The sequence below is a fragment of the Streptomyces sp. NBC_00691 genome, assembly GCF_036226665.1.
In the GTDB taxonomy this organism is placed as follows: Bacteria; Actinomycetota; Actinomycetes; order Streptomycetales; family Streptomycetaceae; genus Streptomyces.
Genome location: NZ_CP109007.1, coordinates 1,099,699 through 1,123,394, shown reverse-complemented (window position 1 = coordinate 1,123,394; position 23,696 = coordinate 1,099,699). Strand labels below are relative to the sequence as shown.

14 protein-coding genes and 3 pseudogenes are annotated in these 23,696 nt (G+C 70.8%); 4 read left to right on the top strand and 13 right to left on the bottom strand.

The features are described 5' to 3' along the window. Nucleotides 1-105: 105 nt before the first annotated feature. Nucleotides 106-321, top strand: a pseudogene (locus tag OG392_RS04855) (IS5/IS1182 family transposase); the annotation flags it as partial. Nucleotides 322-331: 10 nt separating this feature from the next. On the opposite strand, the gene OG392_RS04850 reads toward OG392_RS04855, so the two are convergent. Next, nucleotides 332-799 (bottom strand): hypothetical protein, encoded by a 468-nt coding sequence (locus OG392_RS04850; protein ID WP_329275974.1) that lies wholly within the window; start codon nucleotides 797-799, stop codon nucleotides 332-334. A 1-nt stretch (nucleotide 800) separates the two neighbouring features. Beyond that, nucleotides 801-4,853: a polymorphic toxin-type HINT domain-containing protein gene (locus OG392_RS04845; protein WP_329275972.1), complete on the bottom strand. Its 4,053-nt coding sequence runs from the start codon at nucleotides 4,851-4,853 to the stop codon at nucleotides 801-803. A gap of 551 nt (nucleotides 4,854-5,404) precedes the next feature. Between OG392_RS04845 and OG392_RS04840 the strand changes: the two genes are divergently transcribed. Next, nucleotides 5,405-7,456: a trypsin-like serine protease gene (locus OG392_RS04840; RefSeq protein ID WP_329275969.1), complete on the top strand. Its 2,052-nt coding sequence runs from the start codon at nucleotides 5,405-5,407 to the stop codon at nucleotides 7,454-7,456. A gap of 90 nt (nucleotides 7,457-7,546) precedes the next feature. Here OG392_RS04840 and OG392_RS04835 read toward each other — a convergent pair whose 3' ends face one another. From OG392_RS04835 to OG392_RS04825, 3 genes are all read right to left on the bottom strand, one after another. Next, nucleotides 7,547-8,728 (bottom strand): MAB_1171c family putative transporter, encoded by a 1,182-nt coding sequence (locus OG392_RS04835; protein WP_329275966.1) that lies wholly within the window; start codon nucleotides 8,726-8,728, stop codon nucleotides 7,547-7,549. Continuing rightward, a complete protein-coding gene (locus OG392_RS04830) occupies nucleotides 8,725-9,279 on the bottom strand; it encodes a hypothetical protein (RefSeq protein ID WP_329275964.1) in 555 nt (184 codons plus the stop codon). The genes OG392_RS04835 and OG392_RS04830 overlap by 4 nt, the downstream gene beginning before the upstream one ends. Nucleotides 9,280-9,376: 97 nt before the next feature. After that, nucleotides 9,377-9,865 carry a hypothetical protein gene (locus tag OG392_RS04825; protein ID WP_329275962.1) on the bottom strand — a complete coding sequence of 163 codons (489 nt, stop codon included), beginning with the start codon at nucleotides 9,863-9,865 and terminating at the stop codon, nucleotides 9,377-9,379. Nucleotides 9,866-10,129: 264 nt separating this feature from the next. On the opposite strand from OG392_RS04825, the gene OG392_RS04820 reads away from it, so the two are divergent. Next, the gene (locus OG392_RS04820; RefSeq protein ID WP_443054676.1) at nucleotides 10,130-10,615 is read left to right on the top strand and encodes a hypothetical protein; all 486 of its coding nucleotides are present in this window, start codon (nucleotides 10,130-10,132) and stop codon (nucleotides 10,613-10,615) included. A gap of 70 nt (nucleotides 10,616-10,685) precedes the next feature. On the opposite strand, the pseudogene OG392_RS04815 reads toward OG392_RS04820, so the two are convergent. The 7 genes and pseudogenes from OG392_RS04815 to OG392_RS04785 all read right to left on the bottom strand — a co-directional run. Further along, nucleotides 10,686-10,912, bottom strand: a pseudogene (locus tag OG392_RS04815) (hypothetical protein); the annotation flags it as partial. Between the two features lie 53 nt (nucleotides 10,913-10,965). Beyond that, entirely contained in the window at nucleotides 10,966-11,325 is a 360-nt protein-coding gene (locus tag OG392_RS04810; protein ID WP_329275959.1) for a hypothetical protein, read from the bottom strand. Nucleotides 11,326-12,638: 1,313 nt separating this feature from the next. Next, nucleotides 12,639-13,175, bottom strand: coding sequence for a hypothetical protein (locus tag OG392_RS04805; protein ID WP_329275957.1), 537 nt, complete (start codon nucleotides 13,173-13,175; stop codon nucleotides 12,639-12,641). Beyond that, nucleotides 13,172-13,747, bottom strand: a complete 576-nt coding sequence (locus tag OG392_RS04800; protein ID WP_329275955.1) for a hypothetical protein — start codon at nucleotides 13,745-13,747, stop codon at nucleotides 13,172-13,174. Before OG392_RS04800 ends, OG392_RS04805 begins: the two co-directional genes overlap by 4 nt. A gap of 820 nt (nucleotides 13,748-14,567) precedes the next feature. Next, nucleotides 14,568-18,032 carry a M28 family peptidase gene (locus tag OG392_RS04795; RefSeq protein WP_329287068.1) on the bottom strand — a complete coding sequence of 1,155 codons (3,465 nt, stop codon included), beginning with the start codon at nucleotides 18,030-18,032 and terminating at the stop codon, nucleotides 14,568-14,570. Nucleotides 18,033-18,305: 273 nt separating this feature from the next. Next, nucleotides 18,306-18,825 (bottom strand): annotated as a pseudogene (locus tag OG392_RS04790) (P-type ATPase); the annotation flags it as partial. A 22-nt stretch (nucleotides 18,826-18,847) separates the two neighbouring features. Next, entirely contained in the window at nucleotides 18,848-20,584 is a 1,737-nt protein-coding gene (locus OG392_RS04785; protein WP_329275953.1) for an amidase, read from the bottom strand. A 184-nt stretch (nucleotides 20,585-20,768) separates the two neighbouring features. Here OG392_RS04785 and OG392_RS04780 point away from each other — a divergent pair, with 184 nt between their 5' ends. After that, a complete protein-coding gene (locus OG392_RS04780) occupies nucleotides 20,769-21,491 on the top strand; it encodes a TetR/AcrR family transcriptional regulator (RefSeq protein WP_329275949.1) in 723 nt (240 codons plus the stop codon). 60 nt (nucleotides 21,492-21,551) lie between these two features. Here the strand turns inward: OG392_RS04780 and OG392_RS04775 are convergent, their stop codons facing one another. After that, a complete protein-coding gene (locus OG392_RS04775; protein ID WP_443054675.1) occupies nucleotides 21,552-23,489 on the bottom strand; it encodes an NAD-binding protein in 1,938 nt (645 codons plus the stop codon). Between the last annotated feature and the right edge of the window lie 207 nt (nucleotides 23,490-23,696).

Below are 23,696 nucleotides of genomic sequence, written 5' to 3'. Positions count from 1 at the left end.
CCATACCGTAGGAAGCGGCAGGTCAGGGGCGTATGTGGTGGGGCACCATAGTTCGGGTGTGCCGTGTGCGCCCAGCCTCCATGGCCTGCTGTTGTGACCCTGCCGAAGGCCCGAGAGGAGCGGGAGAGGGGAGCCGCCGTCGGCGAGACCATCACGATCGCCGACGGCGGCTACCCGGGCACCGGGTCGTCATCCCTCACCGCCGCGGAGCGCGGTCGGACCGAACTCCGCGGCTGGAAAGAGGAACACGACACATCCCACAAGCAGGTCCGAGCCCGGGCCGAGCACGTCCTCGCACGGATCTGGATCTGGAAGATCCTCGGGACGGCCCTTAGCTCTCCTTAGCGCCTACTTCTCCGGTCAGCCGCTCGTACGGGCCGACAGGGAAGGGCTTTCCGAACTGGCGCATGTAGCCGTCTCGCCCGTGCTTGGCAAGGAGTTCGTCCGTCATACGGCACACCGCGTCGATGAAACCCCGCATGTCGATTCGCTTGGCCCACAACAGGACGGCGTCGCTCCAGCGGAACTCGTCTTGCATGTACGGATACTGGACGATCTGGACGAACACCTCCTCTCCGGCGGCCGTGAGGAAGACGCGCCATCCTTCGGGCTCGGACTCCAGCGTCGCGTAGGTGAAGCGAGCCCCCAGGCGCAGGTCGGCCGTGGCGTCCAGGAGACACTCGAGCGCCTCGCCGGTGTACGAGACGCTGAACTGGTGCGCCTCACCTTCCACCGACCATCGCCACCTGGCCCACCCGGACCCGGCCAACACCCATTCCATTTCCTGTGATGCGGTCATCTCATCCCCTGTAGTTGCGTGAGGGGATCGGATATGCGGTACGGAGCGTGCCGTCAGGGTCGATGATCACTTCGATGTGATGGAGGTCTGTGCCATCGGGACTCCTGCCGATGACCTCGTCTCCGAAGTCGAGTTGATACTTGGTCCCGTTCCTCGGCGTACCGTCCAGGAGTACCCCAGTGTTGGGGAAGGATACTCCGTCCTCGACGGTCTCCCTGATCAACTCGGCGATGTCGTCGAGATCCGCCTGCGAAAGGGGGCCGGACCGTCCTTGGAGGTGGAAGTAGGTCTTCCCCGCATTCTCAGGGCTCCCCTTGATATGCCGCGCAAGGACATGCTGCCACCCGTTGTACAGGGTGCCGTCCGCTTGCTTGTGGAGGTCGAAGAGGTTGGGGCAGGGCGTGGTGTTGTGGACCAGGACCGAGGTCGTACCCGCGAGTACGAAGTACGTGTGCAGGTCGTTGACGGAGAGGTTGTAGGCGGGCTGGAGCGTCTTCCACTGGCGGACCTTGTCCACCTGGACGGTGTCGCCGTCGCCCGTGCGGAGGGTGTCACCCGCGTTCAGGTCGGCCGCGTCGGTCCACGTCCTGGTCTTCACGGACCAGAAGGGGTGGTGGTCGGTGGCGGTGACCGTGCTCTCACCGCGAGCGGCGCTCAAGGTGACGTCCGTGAAGTCGCGGTCGTCGGGGGTGTAGATGGTGGCCTCGACGCGACGGGGACCGGATGCACCCGTGACCGGGTCGGCGGCTTGAACCGTGTCACCGACACGGACCTGCTCGATGGGCTTCGTGGTCCGGTCGCCCATGAGGACTCGGGTGCCGGCCGGGAAGCTGTTCTTCACCCCCGGGCAGCTGGGTGCCTTCTTGAGGAAGGTGGCGAAGTCGTCGAAGAGCTTCTTCGCGTCGGGGCCGTACTTCTCCGCGTAACGGGCGAACTTGAACGGGGTGGTGGCCCAGCCGCCGACGGGAATCATGGAGGCGCAGGCCAGTCCCGCGTCGATCCATGCGCCCTCGCGCCCGATGGGGTGGAAGTACTCGATGGTTCCTTCCATCGCGTACATGCCGCAGTTGACTCCGTCGGCGACCTCGCCGAAGACCGGGACCATGCCGAGGATGTCGAGGCCGAAGTGCACGACGTCCAGTCGGACGCCGATGGGCGTGTCCGCGGGGAGCTGCTTGGTGAGGAGGAAGTTCACGATGCCGAAGCCGAGCTTGATGAGCTTGCGCTTCTGCTCCGCGTCCGCGCGCAGCTTCTCCTGTACCGCCTTCTGGTGCTGGTCCCGCATGTAGCGGTCGATGGTCTCGTTGTGGGTGACCTGCGCGCTTTCGCTACTGGCGCCGGCGTTGACGGCGGAGACCCGGGCTTCCTCAGCGGCTCGGAAGGCGTCCTCCGCGTATCCGACCGCTGCCTTGAAGCTGGCGCCGGCGGCCGTGACCGAGTCGTCTGCGCGGCGGACGGCACTGGCTGCCTGCTTCTCGGCGGCGCGGGCACTGGAGGCGGAGGCCGCGGCGGCGTTGGCGGAGTTGCGGGCGCTCGTCGCGGACTGTGCGGCCTGGTCGGCCCAGCCTGCGGCCGTGTTGGCGTAGGCGGCCGCCGTGTTGGCGTGCTCCCTCGCCTGGTCGGAATAGCCCTGGGCGAGGGCGGCGCTCTCGGCTGCGTGGAAGGCGTCTTCGTACGCGCGCGCGGCGATCTGGCTGGCACCCGCGATGATTGCCTTGACCTGGGCGACGTGCGCGGCGTTCAGCTGGTCGCGGCGCTGGGCGCGGAACAGGCCGGACTCGAGGAAGGTACGCAGATTCGTGTCGGGGCTGGCGAGCGCGGCTTCGGCCGCCGCCTTGACCTCGGGGGTGCCGCCTTCGGCCAGGCTCGCAACCTTGACACGGTCGTCTTCGAGCCGTGCCTGGTGCTGGCCGCTGGTGAGGAAGGTGTCCAGGGTCTTGGGGTCGGCGTTGTCGAGGGCCTTCTTGGCCTCCTCCTTGACGCCCGTGCCGCCGGCTTCGGCGATGCGGGACACCGCGATGCGGTTGTCGGCGGCCGCTGCCTGGTACTGACCGGTGGTCAGGAAGGTGTGGACTTGGGCGGGCGTGCCGGCCAGGGCCGCGGCCGCTGCCTTGCGCAGGTCTTCGTAGGCGCCGGTCTGGGCGATGGTGTTGACCAGGTCGCGTTCGTCCTGTGCATCGGCCGACTTCCAGCCGGTGCTCGCGTACGCCACGACGGTGGCGTCGTCGCCGGAGAGGGCTGCCTCGGCGGCGACGCGGCTCCAGGCGCCACGGGTCTGCATCGCGATCAGGGCCATCTTGCGGCCGGTCAGGGCGATGAGGGCGGGGTCCACGCCGGGCTGGCGGGCCTGGTCGGCGAGCTGCATGAAGTCGACGTCGAGTTTGACGGCTTCCTGGGAGACGCGGACGATCTCCGCCTTCGCCTCGTTGTAGTTGTCCGAGGCGTCCCTGGCCTCGTTGACCAGGGTGCGGGTGCGGGCGGCGATCTCTTCTGCCTCGGTCTTGCGGGCCGTCACCTGCACGGTCTCGGCCTGCTTGACGGCTGCTTCCGCGGCTTGGGCGGCTGTGAGAGCCCCCGCGGCGGCGGCCTTCGCCCGGTTCGCGGCTTCCTGCGCGTCGCCGGCGTGCCCGGCGGCCGCGCGCGCGGCCACAGCCGCCTTGCGGGCATGGTCGGCGGCCGAACGGGCCGCGGCGGCGGCCTCACCGGCGGCCTGGGCCGCATCCGCGGCGTACGCCACGGCGGCGTCGGCCGCACGCTTGGCTTCCGCGGCGTGCCGGCGGGTCGAGGCGGCGGCAGCCTGAGCGGCCCCGTACTCGACACCGGACTCCTTGGCCCACCTCGCGGACTCCGTCGCCTCATCCGCCGAGAGGTGCATGTCCTTGATGGCGTCGTACGTCGCCTGCATGACGATCTGCAGCTGGCGCGCCGTTTCCTTCACCGCGTCGGTGGAGTCGGCGATCCGGGAGGCGACGGCGGCGGCCTCGTCGGCGTAGGCCGCGGCCTGCTCGTGGTCCTCGGCGGAGCCGGCCGCTTCCCATGCGCGGGTCGCCGCCTTCGATGCCCGAAGGGCGGCGCTGGAGGCGTTCTCGGCGGCCATGGCGGCTGCTTGCGCGGCGGCGTTGGCAGCCCTCGCGGCCGTGATGGCGGTGCGGGCCGCGGCGGCGGCGCGGCGACCGGACTCCGCTGCGCGGCGGGCGGCGTCCTTGGCGCGGACCGCGTCGTTCTTGGCGAGCGCGGACTCGGCGGCGGCCTTGGCGGTCTCCACCTTGGCCAGCCTGGCGGCTGTCTTGGCCTTCTCGGACTCCTCCTGCGCGGTCCTCTTGGCCTTCTCGGCCGCGACGCCGGCGTCCTTGGTCTGAGCTTCCAGGTCCTGGATGGTGGCGAGTTCGCGGTCCTGGGCGTGGGTGATGTGCTGCCCGTACGTGAGGAACTCGCGGATCTCCGCGATGCCCGCCCGGAGAGCCTCGCCGGCGGCGCGCTTGGTGGCGGGGCCGCCTGCGGCCTCTATCTGCGCGACCCGGACGCGGGCGTCGTCGTCGCGCTGCTTGTACTGGCCCTCGGTCAGGAACGCGCGGATGTCTTCGATCGAGCCGCGCATCGCGGCGTTGCCGACCTCGCGGACACCGGCGCCGCCTGACTCGATGGCGCGTGCGGCTTCGACGCGCTGGTCGTCGGCGAGCGGCCGCTGCCAGCCGGTCTTCATGAAGACGGCGAGTTCCTCGGGGGTGCCGTCGAGGGCCTTCGCGGCGGCCTCGCTGACGCCGGCGCCTGCTTCGGTGACGAGCTTGAGTGCGGCCTCGCGCAGATCGAGCTGCTCGGCCACCTTCTGGCCGTCGGCCAGGTACTTGCGGATCTGCTCGTCGTTGCCGACGAGTGCCGCCCCGGACGCGGATTTCACGGCCGGGCCGCCGGACCGCCAGAGCTGGACGACTTGCTGACGTTCGGTGAGGGGTGGGGTGACCGGGCCTTCGGCGGCCGCGGGCGCGGCGGAGACGAGCCCGGCGACCAGAGCGAGGGGCAGCAGGCCTCTGCCGAGGAAGCCAGGTCTGGCCATGCCTCTCCTCCCACTCCCGCTAGACCACTGTGGTGTTTTGTGACGCACGAAATCTTCCCCTCGGTTTGTGACGCCGCGGTCGCGCGGGCATGCGGACGGCACAGGAGCCACAACGCCGGCTTCTGTGGACGTCGGTGTCATACGCGCGAACGCGGGAGGCCTGCGGGCCGCTCGATGACGCTTCCCAGGCGGAGCGGCGACAGGCCGGGATCCGGATACTCCGGCCCCCCAGCGCCCGGTGATGCACCATCAGCACCGGGCGAGGACCAAGGGTGGCACACCGTAGGGGAGTTGTCCTCCCACGGCTCGACCTTTGGCCGCGAACAATCGGAGCATTGTGTTCCGATTCTGCTCGATCGACACGAAATTCACTTCAATGAAAATCCTGGCTATGCTGCGGCGCGGCTCCCCAGGCTGGTCCTGTCAGTTCGCAACGGAGCGGACTGCAAGTTGTTGCGACCCGGAAGTGTCGGGTTCATCTCGCCTCCCCATACACGTGGCGAGACCGGTTTCAGGAAAGTGAAGTCATCGCCTTGCGAACTCGTAGATGGGTGGCTGCTGCCACCGCCACCACGGCCGTCGTACTGGGGGCACCCGCGCATACCGCCGGGGCGGCCGAGGAAGTGCCCGCGAACGCCGGCGCTCCCTTCGCCGTCGAGGACGGGGCCTACCCGTTCGGCGACGAGATCCTGGCAGCCACCGGTGCCGGCCTCATCGCCGGCGACGGGGGCATCAGCCACACCAGCTGCTCCGACCAGTACCAGATCATGGTGTGGGCGCGGAACCTGAAGACGAGTGACTCCAGGATCTGCTTCAAGGCCCACAACACCGGCTACCTGGCCGTGAACATCCCGCGGGCGTACCGGATCGAGACCGTCGACCGGGACATCAACGCCAGCGTCTCCATCGGTGGCACCACCAGCAACCTGAGCATTCCCGAGGACACGTCCAAGGGCTTCGGCGAGGCTGACCCCGTCGACCCCAAGCAGGCCGTCCTGCTGGAGATGCGCATCACCGGCTCCTCCGGCCCGCGGATGGCCGGTCAGCCCCTCAACGACGAGGTACTCAAGTTCAACGCGAAGCTGGAGATCGGCGACACCAAGCGCTGCTCCGGCGCGCTCGTGGACCCGTACTGGGTGATCACCGCCAAGAGCTGCTTCGCCGACAAGCCCGCTGAGAACAACACCGTCACAGCAGGGGCTCCGAAGGACAAGACCAAGGTCTCGGTCGGCAAGGCCTGGATCATGTCCGGCACCGGCTTCACCGCCGACGCCACCGAACTGGTCCCGCACCCGGACCGCGACCTGGTCATGGTCCGCCTCGCGAACCCCGCCACCGGCATCACGCCCGTCGCCGTCTCCTCGGCCGCCCCCACCACCGGTGAGGAATTCGACGTCGTCGGGTACGGCCGTACCCAGGACGGCTGGGGTTCCGTCAGTCGGCACAGCGCGGCCTTCAGCGCGGGCGCAACCGACGCCACCGGCTTCGACCTGGCCGCGAAGACCCCGGCCGACGCGACGGTCTGCAAGGGCGACGCGGGTGCGTCGACCCTGCGCATGATGACCGGCAAGCCGACTCTCGTCGGTGTGGTCAGCCGCGGCTTCCAGGGCGGTTGCCTGGGCAGCGGCGAGACCCGCTCCGGAGCGTTCAGCACCCGGGTCGACGACCAGGGCGACTGGATCCAGCGAGTCCGTGCGCTTTCTCCGGGCTGGCGTACCCAGGCTCTGGTCCAGTCGGGCAGCAGCCTCTACCAGGGCATCCGTCTGGCGGACGGCTCCTGGACCGGTTTCCGAGACGTGCAGACGCAGGGCGCCGGCAGCATCGGCGCGATCCGCAGCTCGGCGGTCGTCGGGATGAACGGTGACAGCCACGTCCTGGCCGTCACCAACGCGGGCGGGCTCTTCCACACGATCCGCAAGCAGGACGGCACCTGGGGCACCTTCGGCGACGTCTTCGGCGCGGCCAACGCCCTGGGCGGCCTGACCAGCGTCACTGCCTCGAACATCGGCTACGACCTGCACGTCGTCGCGGTCGCCGACGGCAAAGCGTTCCACACCGTCCGCAACGCGACCGGCCACTGGACGCCGTTCAAGGACATCACCTCCGGGAAGGTCGCCAACGTGACGGCCGCCGCCACCGCCGTGGTCCGCGGTGAGCTCCAGGTCACCACCATCAGCGGTGGGAAGGCCTTCCACACGATCCGTCAGTGGAACGGCAATTGGCTCGCCTGGGGCGACGTCGCCGGCGCCGCCGGTCCGACCGGTCCGATCACCTCGGTCAGCACGACCGGCTCCGGGGACGAGATGCACATCGTCGTCGCCACCGACAACGGCGCCCGCCAGTACCACGCGGTCCGCAACTTCAACGGCACCTGGACCCCGCTGACCGAGATCAAGAGCATCCTCGGCACGGTCACCGCCAAGTCCGTCGCCACCGCCACCGTCGACGGCGAGGTCGTCGTGACCGTCACCACCGCCGACGGCAAGCTCCTCCACACCGTCCGGCACGCCGACCGCACCTGGGCCACCACCGGCACCGTCGCCCTCCAGGGCCTGCCCGCCGCCCCCGGCGCCCACGCCATCACGGGTACCTGGAACGGCTGACCCACACCCGCAACACACCGGCCGACACCGGCCGGAGCGTGAACACGGCGCCGGTCTCCAGCACTTCAGTCCTGGAGACCGGCGCCGGAGTCATTCGGTCGTGAGGACCTCGGAATGCGCGTCCTCGAGCAGGAGTGCAACGGCCGCGTCCGCTTCGGACGAGCGGACTGCTGCCGAGACCTTCCGCAGCCATGCGGCGTCGGTGTCCAGGTCGCCGCCGTCCCGCACCATGGCCCGTTCGGGGAACCGAGGCGGCTCACCGGCGCCTTCGGCCCGCGCCGCGTACAGCAGGACGGCCGCCTCGGCCGTCGCGTCCCGCTCGACACCGCGGAGCCCCGATTCCGCCAGGGCGCGCCGTACGGCTTCGAGTTGCTCCCGCGAGACGTGACCGGACAGGGCGAGCGCGCTGTCGCGGATCTCGATGACGCAGCGGTAGCGGACCATGTCGATGTCCTTGTGCAGGCCCGCGGGCAGCGGAAGGACCACCTCCGGCGTCGACTCCGTCAGGAGTCGCCACAGCGGACGGATGGCCTTGACCTGCCGGTGCAGCCGCGCCCTCGTCGCGCACCCGGCGAGGAACGGCCAGCTCACACTGGCCAGCAGTAGCAGCAGGGTGCACGCCAGAAGGATCTGCGTGGTCACCACCACACCTGGTGCGCCGGTCAGGCTCCGCCCCGTGAGCGCGGCCGCCAGGTGCGCGAGCCGGTGGACGACGTACAGCAGCCCGAAGGAGCTGGCCGATCCGAGCAGTCGCATCGCCGTCCGGGTCGGACCGGGTGCGGCGTGGCGCCCGTACCGCCAGCACAGGCGGATCGCGCTGAGCACCCCGTACAGGATGTATCCGAGGAAGAGCATCCAGTACGCGGTGATCATCGGCGACCGGGTCACGGTCACCAGGTCGGTCTCCCCGTCCGGGAGTGGGCTCGCGGCGAAGGTGGTGATCAGCCCGGCCTCCGCCAGCCCCAGCAGGATCCAGCGCAGCCCGGAGAGCCGGTGACGCCGGGCTCCGGTCGCCTCGCGGATGAATTCGAAGAGCGCCCCCATGGCGCACAGCGACAGCATGTGGACCGGCAGGTTCGTGAAGCTCGGAACCGCCACGGCCGCGTCGATGACCCGGCGGACCGCGGGCACGCCGATGGTGAAGGCGACTGCCCAAAGCGCCCACATCAGCCACATGAGGCGGTCCTGCCGCGGCGCCGAGCGGAGCCCCGGTGCTTTCCAGCACACGAACAGCCAGAGGGGCGGGACGACAACGAGGTCGAAAATCCTCAACGGGGCCTCAGGGTGGTGCGTCTGGACAAGGCACCGATCACCCGGTTGAGGGTGTCGGCCGTTTCGGGGGAAGCCGATGCGGCGGCTGCCGGTGCGACGTTGAAGTGCTGCCACATCACTGAGGCGAGCAACTCGGCCTCCTGTTCCTGCCGCGTCGTGGCTTTCGTCCGGGTGCGGCCCAGCAGCCGTGCGGCCATGGCCGGGTCCAGGTCGGGGAAGAGCTGTGCGAGCATCCCGGGCTCGGGGCCGCTGGGTTCTCGGTGGTCGAGCAGGATGTGGGCCAGTTCGTGCAGCACGATGTGCGTCTGGTGCGTGCGGCTCGTCACCACGTTGTAGTAGACGTGGTCGGAGGTGCCGAACGACACCCACATGCCGCACACTCCGGCGCGCGCGGGCATGACGGCGGGCATGGGGAGCAGGAGCAGCGGTCGGCCGCGCTCCGCGGCGATGGCCGAGCAGAGCTCGTCGACTTGGAAGGGGTGAGAGAGGGCGTAACGTCCGATCAGCGTCTCGTACCGCGTCCTCAGCTCACGCCAGTCACGGCGGTCCATGCGCCCCGAGTTCCCTCTCGCCGTTCACCCGATCGCGGGGCCCCGCACGGCCGCACAACGATCTCCGGCGCCAGACTTTACACAGGCAGTACACAGGTCAGACGGTCGGTGGCGCCGCGGGAGCGGCCTGTGCCCGTTCGATGACGGAGCGCACGGCCTCGATGCCCTGCGTGGACATCGTCGCCACCGCGGCCGCCCGCAGCGCCACCGAACGCACGTCGTTGGCGCGCATCGCGGCGATCAGCGCGAGCTGCGCAGAGACCCGGGCCTCGACCTCGTCGTCGATGAAGTAGGCGAGCGGGACGCCGAAGAAGTCGCCCAGGACCCGCAGCGTTCCCACCGTCGGGTTGGGTGCCTTGCCCTTGGCCAGGGCCCACAGCCGGCCTACGGACAGCGTCGCGTCCTTGCGGCCCGCGGCTTCCTTGATCCCGTCGACGACCTCCTGAAGCGTGAAACGCCGACCCAGTGGCTGTACGTAGGTGAAGAGGTACTCGATCCGCCGGCCGAGCAGCTCCGCTTCCGGCGAGGACGAGTCCTCGCCGGAAGCGGCTGTGTCCTCGGGCGGGTCAGAACCCTCTTGGATCATGCGCGTTCCACCTCCTGCTCTTGCCATGACTTTATCCGCCGGGCGCGGCCGGGCACCGGGCGTCCTCCGGCGGGGGACACACGGCAATGGCTTTCACGCGGCGCCGAGGGAGGTACGGTGGCCGGCCCGCTGCCCCGATGTCACCCCCCGGTGACCTGCGCCAAGTTCTGGTTCAGGTACTGGTCATCGGCGCAGCCGGGCCGACCTTCTGGCCAACATGGTCCTGGAGCCCGCCTGAAGCCCGCTTATCGAGAGGAACCCTCAGTGACCCGGCTCCTCAGCGCGGCGTGGCAGCATGCGGCAATGGTCTTTCGACACCCTGACGGCGACTATGCGATCACCGTGACGTACGCCGTGCCCGATGACGCCTGGTATCTGGAACTGAATCTCGTGGCCGCGCAACGGAATCTCGTGACCGCGATCATCCCCGATGAGGATCCGGCACGGGAGCCGACGGTGTGCTTCCACCCGGGCGCGGAACACACTGAGGTCCCGTACGAGGTCATGCGCTGGTTCACGCAGCAGGTCGATGAAGAGATCCGAAGCTCCCGTGCCTGGATGCAGCTGAGTCCGGAGCTTGTCGAGATCATCTACCGACTACGTCAGGAACACATGGGCGTCATCGACGATGACGAATTTCTCCACGTTCTGGCGTACGTACGCACCACGGTCCCTGAGGAAGACCTCCCCGCCGTTCTAGAGGCCGCCTTCGGGCGGAATCCTGACGGCACCACCATGACCTACCCGTAGACGCCCCGGCGTGTAGAGGACCATGGAGACGGAATCCAAGGGCTGTCCCGTAAATGATCTTCAGGTCGCCGTTCCCGGGCAGCGGCCGGCCGACCACGACGACGAGCCGGGTGTCGGCGTCGATGACGACCTGGTGGTCGGTGGAGTACCGGTGACAGGCCGCACGGTCGGCCCTTGAGGGCCGCGTCCGCGCCTGCGTGCCGCAGCACGGTCACCTGCTTCCCGAAGGTACGCGGGCTCCGCCCGGTGAAGGGGGGCTGTCCAGGACGGCTCCGACGCCGTGATCACGCCAGCCACGCCGGGATCATCACACCGGGCCGACGCGCTCCGTCAGCAAGCCCCCCCCCGCCTCAGTGGAACTCGTGGACCACCTGGATCTCGCCGACGATGCGGGCGTTGAAGTCGTCAAGCTCCTCGGCCGGTACCCAGAGCTCGAGGATCGTCTGCCCGCCCGCCTGCTGGATGGGATACCGGCTCAGGAACTCCGACTCGACCTCAAAACGAGTGACGAAGCCGGCGCCATCGTGCTTCACGTTCCAGTCCCGCGCGATCCTGATCGCGTAGTTCTCGTTGAGGACCGGGTAGAAGATCGGCTGCTCGGGCAGCCGGGGCGGCCACGCACGCCAGTTCAGCTCCCGAACCAGATCCAGCTCCTTGGGGCCGGTGGGACGCCACAGAGTCGTCGTTGCCTGATGGCTGGTCATGCGCATCGCTCTCTGAACGTAGGTGGCTGGTACGGCGGTCGGGAGACCGGACGATACCGGCACCGCGAACTCGGCAGCTACGGAGTTTCCGCACCTGACCAGCTCCGTGACCAGCAGTTACGGGCCAGCCCTTGGTGGGCGCAACTGTCGATGGCGGCCGGCCGGAGCCGTCACATTCGTCGCTGCCGACGTGGGTGTTGCTCCCGCGGCAGGCGCTCCATCAAGGGCGAGGTCGGTGCGTGTGGAGGAGGGGGCCGGCCTATCGGTCGACGAAGCTGTCGAGCAGCGGCGGTTGATGGGTGCGCCCGGCCCGCGCCGAACGAGGTGATCAGCATCCGTGGCGAAAGCGGCCCGGCCATGGTCACCCGTCAGGGGGTGCTGGCCGGAGGCAGCTCACATCGTCAGATCGCCGAGGATCCCGGCTACCACGACTCCGGCTGCCAGGACGAGGAGGCTGACGACGGTCATGACAGCGAGCTGCCCGCGGCCACCCCTCGGCTCCATGGCGTGGTGGTCGTGGCCGCTTGCGGAGGTGGGCTGATCGGCCGGCGGGGAGGCGTGTGCCGTGTACCCCTCGAACTACGCACCCGGGGGGCCGGTGCGCACCGCGTGACGGGTGGCCGGGGCGGGGTGACCACCGGTGTGGCCCGTGGCGGGCGGTCGGAGAGCGTGGCGCCGGCGAGGGCGATTCCTGCGGCGAGGGGCGACGGGCTCGTCGTGGGACGGTGAGCATGCCGTCCTTGAGGCCTCGGTCGACCAGCCACGGTTCATCGGGAGGGCGACGGGGAAGCCGGCGCACAGGGAGATGGACATGATGAAGCAGAACGTGGGGCAGGTGGGGCTGGGGCATGGTGTTGGTCATCGAGGGGATCATGACCGCGTTCATGGACAGCAGCTCGGCGATGAACGTCTTGCTTCGTCAACGGCCGCAGGCATCACGGCGCCTACGACATCGGCGTGCTGTCCGCCGCTGTCCGGGCCGCCCGTGAACCCGCCCCGCGGCCGGCCTGACCGGGGCCCGGTCACCCGCGGGCCGACAGGCCGCGCGTGAGGCCGGCCTTTGCCCACGGGGCCGGTTCGTCGGCGCGACGCGCGACTCGACGGTGCTGGTTCGGCGCCGGCGACAAGCAGGCCCGGGGTGCGGTCACCGACATGTGGTCCGTCACCCACTCCCGCTTGGCCGAGGGCCGTTGCCTCCTGCGGGTCGGGGCTCCCGATTCCGGCGCGGCCTTCGTGGCCGCCTCGCCGCCCGCGCGACCGTTATGCGATCCGTCCAGGAGCATCCCCGGACGCGGATCGGACAACCTGTGATGCGCTGATCAGATCGGGGGAGGGGCGTTGCTGGCCCCGCGCGCCGAACGACCCGCCTCGCGCAAGTCGGCATCCGCGCTACGCCGCAACACAAAGATCCGCAGCAGGGAGAGCAGGCTCGGACCGCACAATGCCCCGGCGATCCAGCCGTTTATCGGCATGGCGTAGAGTCCGCCCCCGAGCATCAATACCGACAGTGTGACGGCGGAGTTGAGAAGCCGCATTCGATGCTTGTGATGGCGGACGGATATCCGCTCACCTGCCTCCCGTTCTTTCTCCCTTTCGTGCGCCTGTGCGCGCCGCCGCGCCTCGGCTTCTTCCGCAGCCGCCTTCCGGGCTGCGTCAGCCTCCTGCCGGTCGAGCCGGAGTCTGTTCAGCTCGTGCTCGCGTCGGAGTTGTGGCTCGAGGGCTTTGAGGGCGACCTGGAGCTTCTCGGGCCCGCCGAGCGCCTCGCCCCACTGGGCCGCGATGCTGAGTCCGGCTGCCAGGACGGGGTCCGGTGCGGAGGCCGTGGGGAGTTCAGCCGGTTGGTCTTCGAGGCTCATGCTTGCGCTCCTCCGCCGCCGTTGCTCGCGGGAGTGAATGCGGTGCCGGTGGGTTCGGGCGGTGGGCCGAGCCGGAGGAACAGCCGGGCCAGGGAGAGATGGAGAGCGTCAACGGCGGGTTCTATGTCTTCCGCGTCGTACCGGGCGGATTCGAGGTGCGTGATGCCGCGCCGGGAGGCAGAGCCGCTGCTATGGCCGAGGTGAGGCATGAACCCTCTCAAGGCGGGCTGGCTGCGGTCTATCCAGGGCAGCGCGCTGGCCATGGCGTCGATGCTGTCGGCGGCCCTACTCAGTGTCCCGCGGTCGAATGGATAGAGCAGATCCCGGAAGACTTTCGTGAGTTTTTCGTGGGGATCCGTAGCATGCCGACCCAATTCACCGTTCCGGACAGCGTCGAGGAACTGAGTGATGTCTGTTCTCGCGTTCGGGTTGATACTTCGCTCTACTGCGCGGCCGATGATGCGTCGCCGGTCCGGCCAGCCGTCCGGGTCGATTGCGTCCAGCGCGGCCGCGATTGCCAGCCTGGCGAACCGGGCAGCCAAGCGGCCGGGGTCGATCGGACTGCGTCCCATGGTCCCCCCTGTCCCAGAGGAACGGTAGCGAGACGCTGCGCTCCCGTCAGTGACTTGAGCACTTCTCCAGACCCCAGCCGATGCGCTCAACCCCGTGAGTCCGAGGCTGATGTCCCCTGCGATGGCGCGCACCGGTGCGTCACGGTCGGCGGGGCCGAAAGCGGCCGGAACCGGGCGGTTCCAGGCCGACCGCTGCGTGCGCCCGGCGTTCGTCAGCCGCACTCCGGGTCCTGATTCAGATCGGGCAAGGTGCTGCGCCAGCGGTCCTGGGAAAGCGAGCCTTCGCTCGCCGCGCACACGCGCCGGACGGCCTCGTCGATGTCGAGAGGCCCCTTACGGCGGCCTGTTCGCCGTGCTCGTCCTGCTGGTCGTCGTGCGCGGCGTCGCACTCACGGCCGCCGCCGCGGCCGGCTGGCGCGCCACGAGGGTGCCGCCCGCCCGGCCGCCCTCTCCAGGGCCGCGCGCGCGTTCGCGGCCGCCCTCACCATGGAACTGCTCGTACCGGCCCTGTTGGTCCAGTCGTTCGGATAGCTCGCCGGGGCCCACCCGACGGCACGGCGGGGTGCGGTGGCCGAGCGCGACGGCCGTGTGCCCGCTCCTGACAGGTACGCATGGGTCCGCGGCACGTGGTGGTCCTCGACAACCAGGCGGGGCCCACGTGCCCGGCCACTCGGCCGGCGTCGCCGGTTGGCGCAGTGCGGCTGGCCCCGATCGGAGGATCGGGGCCGGCCCTGTCGTGCGGGAGGCGTCGGGCGAGCCCGCCCGGCCCCCGGATGACGGGGGCCGGGCCTGGTTCACCGGTTCGGATGGGCGCCGGGCCTCAGCTCACCTGGATCGAGACGTCGTCCACGACGAACGAGGTCTGCAGTGACTGGTCCTCCACCGACGTGAAATCGAGGGTGACGGTCTGGCCCGCGAAGGACGAGAGGTCGTACGACTTCTCGACGTAGCCCGCGGTCGCGTCCAGGTTGGAGTAGGACGCCAGCTGCGTCCCGCCCGCCTTGACGGTGGCCACGTCGTAGGCGACGTTCTCGGTCTCGTCCGTGTCGATGTGGACGAAGAACGAGAGCCGGTACGAGGTGCAGCCCGAGGGGATGGACACGGACTGCGCGGCGCGCTCGGTGTAGCTGGTACCCCTGCCGCCCAGCCACGCCTTGTAGCTGCCTCCGTGCGAGGCCTGCCGGGCGTCGTTGGTGATCACGCCCGTGCTCGCGCTCCACGGGCTGCTGCCGTTCTCGAAGCCGCCGTTGACCACCAGCTGGCGCGGAGTGCAGGAGCCGCCGCCCGTGACGGTCAACGTGTACGTGGTGGTGTGGCTGACGGTGCCCGAGCCGGTGACCGTCAGGGTGTACGTGCCGGGCGTGGTGCTCGCGCCGACCTGGACGGACAGGGCCGAGGAGCTGCCGGACTGGACGGACGTCGGGCTGAGCGTGGCGGTCACGCCGGCCGGCGCGCCGGAGACGGAGAGCCCCACGGTCTGGGCGGCGCCGCTCACGGTGGCGGTGTTCACCGTCGCCGAGACGGACCCGCCGGGGGCCGTGCTGCCCGCGGACGGGCTCACGCCGACGGAGAAGTCCTGCGCCGGGGTGGTGCCGCCGACCGCCTGCTTCCAGAGGGCGTAGGCGACCCCGTCGGCGCTGCGGTTCAGGACCGTCGCGTTGATGTTGCTCGTGGTGTCACAGGCGCTGTGGTAGCAGGAGTCGTAGGCGGTGTTGGCGGAGCCGCCCCACTTCTGCGCCTGCGCCGAGGTCTTGCGGGCGCTCGCGCCGGCCGCGTATCCGGAGGTCGGGATGCCGCCCTGCTGGAAGGAGTAGTCGTCGCTGCGGCCCTGGCCTTCGGTGTTCTCCTCGGGCGCCAGGTTCAGGGAGGTCCAGTACGCCTTGAGGGGTGCGGCGGCGGTGGAGTTGAGGTTGTTGATGAAGTAGCCGCCGTTGGTGGAGCCGACCATGTCGAAATTGTAGTAGGCCTTGATGGTGGCGCGCTGTGCGGCGGTGAGCCGGTTGACGTAGAACGCGGAGCCGTTGAGGCCCTGTTCCTCGTCGGTCCACCAGGCGAAGCGCACGTGCTTGGTCATCGTCGGGTTCTTCTGGGCGAGGGCGAGGGCGTTCTCCAGCAGGGTCGCGGAGCCCGAGCCGTTGTCGTTGATGCCGGGGCCCGCCGAGACGCCGTCGAGGTGCGCACCGAACATGACGACCTGGTCGGCGGGGCCGCCCGGCCAGTCGGCGATCAGGTTGTTCGACGGGTAGGTGCAGGAGGTGCAGTTCTGCTCGGTCACCGTGTATCCGGCGGCCTGCAGCTTGCCCTTCACGTAGGCCAGCGACTGGGTGTAGCCGGCGCTGCCCGCACGGCGGTTGCCGCCGTTCTGGCTCGCGATGGTGTTGAACTGGGCGAGGTGCGCCTGCACGTTGGCGACGTCGATGTCCGGCGGGTCGTTGCCGGGCTGGGTTCCGCCGACGTTGAGCGTGTAGTCGGTGGTGTGCGACAGCGTGGCGCCCTGGCCCTTGACGACGACCGTGGACGTGCCGGGTGCCGCGTTGGAGGTGGCGGTCAGGGTCAGCACCGAGGACTGGCCGGACTGCACCGTCGCGGGGCTGAAGGAGGCGGTCACCCCGGCGGGCAGGCCGGTGGTGGTCAGCGTCACCGACTGAGCCGTGCCGGTCGTGGTGGTGGTGCCGACGGTGGTGGTCGCCGAGCCGCCCTGCTGGACCGTGCCGGACGAGGGGTTGAGCGACATCGAGAAGTCGTTGTTCTGACCGCTCGGGGTGCACGTCGGGTCCGCCGACTGGGCGGGCACGCTGATCGCGTCCCACGCCGCCTTCGTCCTGTCGTAGAGGCCGCAGGTCGCGTCGAGCGACTTCGCGGAACTGAGCGTCGCCGTGCGGTACTTCTTGTAGCTCATGCTGCTGGTCTTGAGCAGCATGCCACCGTAGAAGATCTTGCCCGCGGTCTGTATCCCCACGCCCGTCAGGGTGCTCTGGTTACAGGTGCTGCTGCTGGGCTTGCCGCCGCCGGGGCTGGTGCCCTCGGACAGCAGGTAGAACCAGTGGTTCAGCGGGCCTGCGGCGGCGTGCACCTCGGTGCCGGGGATCGCCGAGCTGTAGCAGGCGGGGTCGTTGTTGACGGCGGGCGGGTTGTACATGTTGCGGATCGGGCCCCGCCCCTGGAGGTTGATGACCTCGCCGACCAGGTAGTCGGGGACGTCGTAGGGGGCGGGCTGGTTGATGTACGCCTCGGTCAGCGCGCCGAAGATGTCACCGGTGCCCTCGCCGAGCCCGGCCTCCTGACCGCTGGTGCCGCCGGGGGTGTTGGAGTCGATGGCGTGCCCGTACTCGTGGGCCACCACGTCCACGCCGGCGATCCACTCGTTGGCGCTGTTGCGCCCGATGGTCACCGAGCTGCCGTCCCAGTAGGCGTTGAGGTCGCTGAGCCCGACCTTGCCGGGGAAGCTGCGGCCGTTGCCGTTGACGCCGTTGCGGCCCAGCCACTGGCTGAGCATGTCCCACTGCTTCTGCGCGGCGAACATCAGGTCGACGCAGCCGGTCTCCTTGCTCGTGGGGTTGCCGGTGCCCCAGGAGTCGGAGGACTTCGAGAAGACCGCGTTGGTGCTGTAGTCGGCGCAGCTCAGGCCGGTCCGGCTCGGATCGCGGAGGGAGTAGGTGGAGCCCGATGCGGTGGTGTCGATGGTGACCGGACCGGGCCCGTTCCACTTGCTGTTGCCGGTGCCCGCCACCACGTCGTCGTAGCTGTCGACGACGGCACCGGTACGTGCGTCGACGAAGACGTGCAGCTTGCTGGGCGCGCTCTCGGTACGGCCGCGCAGCACGGTCTCCCAGGCCAGCACCGGTCTGTCGTTCTTGAGGCGCACGACCAGCCGACTGGTCTCGACCGTGTCGACCGAGGCCAGTCTCTTCCGAGAGGCCGTCTCGGCCTTCTTCGCGGTGACCGACGGCCGGGTCGCCACGTCGATGCGCACGGAGGAGGCGGACTGGAGGGCGCGGATCCTGCCGGAACCGTCGGCGAGGACTACGGCGTCACCGCCGACGACCGGCAGGCCGCGGTAGCTGCGCTCGTACGACACCGAGTAGAGGTCCTTCACCCAGGGGGTGACGAGACGTCGCTCGTACTGTTCCTGGGCCGAGTTGATCAGGGTGTCGAGGCCGCTGTCGACTGCGAGGTCCGCGGCCGCGACCGCGCGGGTCACGGGGCTGTCCTTCTGTGCCGGCGCCGGCCGCGCTGCCGACGCCGTTCCGGCGAGGGTGCCGACGAGGCTCGCGGACAGCGCCATCGCTGTCACGGCCGCCGTCCATCTGGTGGGCTGCAACGTGCACTCCGATCGTGGGGGTTCGGGTGTCATCGCCGCCGAGTATGGGCGTGGACATGGCGAACGGGAGTCATCCCTGCGGGCATAAGACCCGGGTTATGACCCGCCGGAGGCACCCCGGGCATGCCGAGGCCCTGGACGAACCGTGAGAGCGACAGGGCCTCGATCCCGCGCGGCCGGAAGATGCCCGCCGCCGGAAGGTGCCCGGCTCCGGTCCGCGCGGGCGCGATCCGCCGGCCGTCCGCCGCGCGTGGGCCGGGACCGCCCGGCCGAGCGGGTGCTCCGACCCCTGCTCGACCGGCCCCGGCGAGCCGCAGGACGGCCTCCTCGCCGGAACCGCCGGCGTCCGTGACCGTGGTGGCGCGCGTGACCATCGTCCGGCCCGCGGTCAGCGTGCCGGTCGAGCACGACGGTGTCGATGTGCCGCAACCCCTCCGGCGCCTTCGGGCCGGCCAGGACGCCGAGACGGACGCCCCGGCCGGTCGCGGCCAGGAGCGCCGTCGGCGTCGCCAGCCCCGGGGCACACGGGCAGGCGACGACCGGCACCGTGACACAGGCCGTCACGGCCGCCTGGGGGCTCCCGTCGGCCCCGAGCCGGAACCCGGGCGTGCCGACGGCCGGCGCGAGGACGACGGTGGTCGGGTTCGCTCTCCCCGGTGGCCAGGGACAGGTCCACCGCTGAGCCGCCGTCGAGCACCACGCCATCGGTGGCGACGCGTTCGCCGGGGCGCACGACGAGCGCCTGCCCCACACACAACCCCCGCGGGGCCCTCGTCAGGTCACTCCGCCGTCAGGCGCGGCGTGCGCGGCGGGACCGTGCGCCGGTCGCCGGTCTTCTCGAAGGCGGCGGCGAGGGTGAGCAGGGCGTTGTCGTCGTAGGCGCGGCCCGCGAAGGTCAGCCCGACGGGCATGCCGGTGTCGGTCATCGCGCCCATGGGGACGGTCACGGTCGGGATGCCGAGGTGGCGCGGGACCAGGTTGCCGTTGGCGACCCAGACGCCGTTGCGCCAGCCGAGGTCGGCGGACGCCGTGTCGACATCCATGTCCGCGGGGCCCACATCGGCGACCGCGGGGAAGACCACCGCGTCCAGGCCGAGGCCGTCCATCCACAGCTCCAGGTCCACCCGACGCGTCTCCTCAAGACCGCGCAGCCCCTGTTCGAGGTGCGGCATGTCGGCGAGGGAGGCGTACGGTCGCTCGCGCACGAAGCGGGGGTAGTCGCCGATCGTGTCGTCGAAGCCGTCGTACCGGTCGGGCAGCTCGCCCTCCCGCTTGGGCCAGATGCGGCTGCCGTCGACGTCGGCCAGGGTGGAGAGCGCCGGGTCGCCGTTGGCGCGCAGGAAGTCGTCCCAGGCCCAGGCGGACAGGTCCTCGATCTCGAAGGTGAGGTACTCGCGGCCGACCAGTCCGCGGGTGAGCAGGGAGGGCGTTCCGGGTCGGTCGGACTCGTAGTGGGACACGACGGGGAAGTCGACCTCGACGACCTCGGCGCCGGCGGCCTCCAGGTCACGGCGGGCGGCTTCCCACAGGGCGATCACCGACGGGCGCGTGTCGATGCGCTGCCCGGTCTGACCTCCTATGCCCCCTTCGGGGTTGGTCCCGGCGTCGGGGTCGGCGTTGATGTACATCCGGGGCACGCCGACGCGCTTGCCGGCGAGGGCGTCGGACGCGGCCTCCGCGTCGGCGGGTGCGAGGGCCGGGTAGGAGGCGGGGCGCACCTGCGAAGCCGAGGGCAGCTCCACCCACGGCTGGGCGCGCCACAGGTCGCCGCGCGTCTGCGGGTCGTCGGCGACGACGACGTCGAGCAGTTCGAGCAGATCGGCCATGGTGCGGGTGTGCGGGACGACGACGTCCATGGTGGGCACCAGTGGCCAGTTGCCGCGGACCGAGATCACGCCGCGGCTGGGGGTGTAGGCGCACAGCGCGTTGTTCGAGGCGGGGGCGCGGCCCGAGGACCAGGTCTCCTCGCCGAGGCCGAACGCGCCGAACGAGGCCGCCGTCGCGGTGCCGGAGCCGTTGGAGGAGCCGGAGCCGTAGGCGCTGGTGAGCCAGTCGGCGCTGTACGGGCTCTCCGCGCGGCCGTACACACCGCGCTGCATGCCGCCGTTCGCCATCGGCGGCATGTTGGTCAGGCCGATGAGGACCGCGCCGCCCGCGCGCAGCCGCTCGATGGCGAAGGCGTCGCGCTGGGCCACGAGGTGCTCGAAGGCCGGAGAGCCGGACGCGGCGGTGAGCCCTTCGGCGAGGTAGCTGTCCTTGGCGGTGTACGGGATGCCGTCCAGCGGGCCCAGCGTCTCGCCGCGGGCGCGGCGGGCGTCGGATGCCTCCGCTTCCGCCCGCGCGTGCGGGTTCATCACGACCATCGCGTTCAGCGCCGTGGCCGTACCGGGTCGGTCGTACGCGTCGATCCGCGCGAGATAGGCGTCGAGCAGCCCGACCGCGGTCGTCTCGCCCTTCTCCAGTGCCGCGCGCAGGTCGGCGATACAGGTCTCCACGACATCGAATCCGCGCGTCATGTGGGTGTCTCCTGACTGGGTGGTGAGCAGGGCGGGCGGGCCGCCTGGCGGCGGTCGGGGCGACTGTGCGCAGCCGGTCGGCGCACTCCCCCTCGCCTTAACTAGATTTTCAGTCTAGACTAAGAATCTAGATTTTCGGAACCTAGACTTCGAGAGCTGGATCTCCGGAACCGAAAGTGAGCTCATGTCCACGTCAGAGACCGGGCGCGCGCTGCCCGACCCCCTCCTCCCGCCGAAAGGCGCGAGCGGGTCGGCGGGCGCCGGGACCGGCGCCGCCTCGCGGCCCTCGTCCGGGGCCCCGAGCGACAGGAAGCGTCAGCCCAGCGGGGACGATGCCCGGGAGCGGGCCATGCGCGCCGCCATCAGCGTCATCGCCGAGAAGGGCACGACCGCCCTGCGGATGTCGGACATCGCCGCGCGGGCCGGCATGAGCACCGGGCACATCCTCTACCACTTCGGCAAGAAGGACCGGCTCCTGCTCGAAGTCCTCGCATGGAGCCAGGCGGACCTCTGGGCCCGGTTCCAGGAGGCCGCCGACCGGGCCGCGTCCCCTGCCGAGAGGCTGGACCTGTTCGTCCGCTTCTACCTGCCGCGCCACCAGGGCGACGAACGCTACGCGCTGTGGACGCAGGTCCTGGCCCAGCGCCACGACGAAGCGGGCCGGCAGATCCTCACGGAACTGCTGGACGGCTGGGACGAGCGCCTGGACGCCATCGTCCGCGAGGGCCGGGACCTGGGACACTTCGCAGACGTGGACCTCCCCGAGTTCGTCATCCGGGCCGTGGCCATGCTGAGCGGGCTCTCCGAGGACGTGATGTTCGGACGGTCCCGGTGGCAGCACACCTCGGCACACGCGTTCGCGCTGTCCGCCCTCCGACGCGAACTGCTTCCTCCGGGGCAGGACTGACGACGGGAACCCGCTGATCGCGGCCGCGCCGCGTTCTGCGCGAAGGGTCCCGCGGCCGGGTCACCCTCCCGTGACCGTCCGCTGCCGGAGGGGTGCCGCGTCAGGGTCTCGGGCGCCGGGAAGCCGCCCCTGCAGTTCGGCGAGGCCGCGGCGCGTGGCGGCGATGACGACGCGGTCCTCCGGCCTCAGGACGTAGCCGGGGTGGAGATCCCAGAGGAGCTGAGGCTGTTCGCCGTCGTGAGGTGCGGCGGCGAGGTCGGGGCGGCGTACGGCGGGGGCGGCCGTGTCGAGGGCGAGGACGCGCCACGCGCCCGGACGGAACGCCTCGGCGACGGTACGGCCCTCGAACGGGGGGTGACCGGCGACCAGGAGGGCGGCGAACAACAGGACCTTCCGCTCGACGGGGATGGCGCCGAGGACCTGGCGGCCCATCATGGCGCCCGCGAAGGCCGGGGCGGAGAGGTGGGAGACGCTGCGGCTGCGGGTGAGCGCTCGGGGGTGGGCCGTGCGCAGGGTCCGGTGGACGGCGGCGGCGAAATCGTCGTCGTACAGGCGCAGGGCCACCCGCAGATCGGCCCGGACGCCACGGGCGGAGAGCGTGGCCTCCAGGTTGGTGGTGTCGGAGCTGGTGAGTGCGAGCAGCGCGTGCGCCCGGTGGACCTGTGCCGCCTCCAGGACGCCGTCCTCGGTGACGTCCCCCAGGACGACCGGCACATGGAGGCGCCGGGCGAGGGCGACGCCGCGGGCGTCGGGGTCCTCCTCGACGCAGACGACGGGGATGTCGAGCTCCCGCAGCCGGGCGAGGACCCGTGTGCCGACCTTGCCGAGGCCCAGGAGGACGACATGGCCGGACAGCCCCCGGGGCGGGCGGCGCGGGCCGCCGGAGTCGCGGAAGGTGCCCAGCGCCTCCAGGGCTCCGGCGACGAGGAGCGGAAGCAGGGCGAGGCCGACGAGACCGGACAGCAGCTGCAGGACCTGGTTCGTCGTCGGGGCGTCGACCGCGGGGTCGTTGATGGAGAAGAGGTCGAGGAGCGTGATGTAGGCGGCGTGGACGGGATCGGCGTCGGTGAGGACGGTCGTGGTGACGGTCAGGGCGAGGACGGCGGTGACGATCCCCGCCAGCGCCCACCGCAGGCGGGGGGAGAACAGATCGCGAAGCCGTGCTCCGCGCCGGGCCAGCCGTCGCGCGGGCAGGGTGGGGCCGGCGTGGCGGACGGTCTCCAGGACGACGCTGCCCCGCCCGGTGCTGCCCGCCACGGTCCGGTCGTCCGGCAGGAGGACGGGGCCCCGCGGGCTGCTGCCCTCCGACCCCTCGGCGCCCGCCGGGTCGGCGGTGGTGGAGGAGAGCAGCGCCAGGGTGCACAGTCCTGGGTCCGGTGACTCGCCGCGTCCGGGCGGGGTGCGTTCGGCGGCCCGCAGGAGGACGCCGTCGGCCTGGACGACCTTGTTCGTCCCGGCGACGGCGGTGGCGGCGAGGGCGGGGGCGGCGGTGTCCGCGTCGGAAAGGACGGTCGTGGAGGCGTCGAGGGCGGCCCGGTCCATGCCGGGGAAGTGGACCAGCGCGGCCTGGTCGAGGATCTCCTCCAGGTGCTGGCCGAGCTTGCGGTTGTACATGCGGACCACCAGCCGCAGTCCGGGACTGAGCCTGCGGGCGGCGAGCGCGGCCCGCAGGTTCGTCTCGTCGTCCTCGTACAGCAGTGCCAGGGCAGTCGCCCGGTCGACCCCGGCTCGCAGGAGTGTCTCCCGCGTCGGAGCCTGTGCCGTCATCACCCGTACGGGCAGGACCGTGCCCGCGCTCGTCGTGTCCTCGGCCGTCGGCTCCGTGCCCGGCGCTGAGGCCCGTGCCCCGGACCCGTCGTCCGCCGTGACCAGGACGATCCGCTGGCGGTAGACGTCGCGCAGCTCGCCGGCCAGCCGGCGGGCGAGGCCGTCGTCGCCGCAGACGACCATGTGCCCGGCGGCGCGGGCCGTCGTCCGTTGCTGTGGCAGTGCGGCCATGACTCCCCCTCTGTCGTGGTGTACGCACGGATCCGACGACCGCCGTGAGGCGCTGGGCCGCTCCCGCACCGCCGGCGCCCGGCGAGGGCGCCGTACCGCCGGCCGTCGTGGACCGGGAACGGGCCCGCCGGCGGCGCGACGGGAGTCCGCGGCCCCACCCCGATGCCGACCTCGCATCCAGGCTGTTCCGGACTCCCGCGCCCCGCC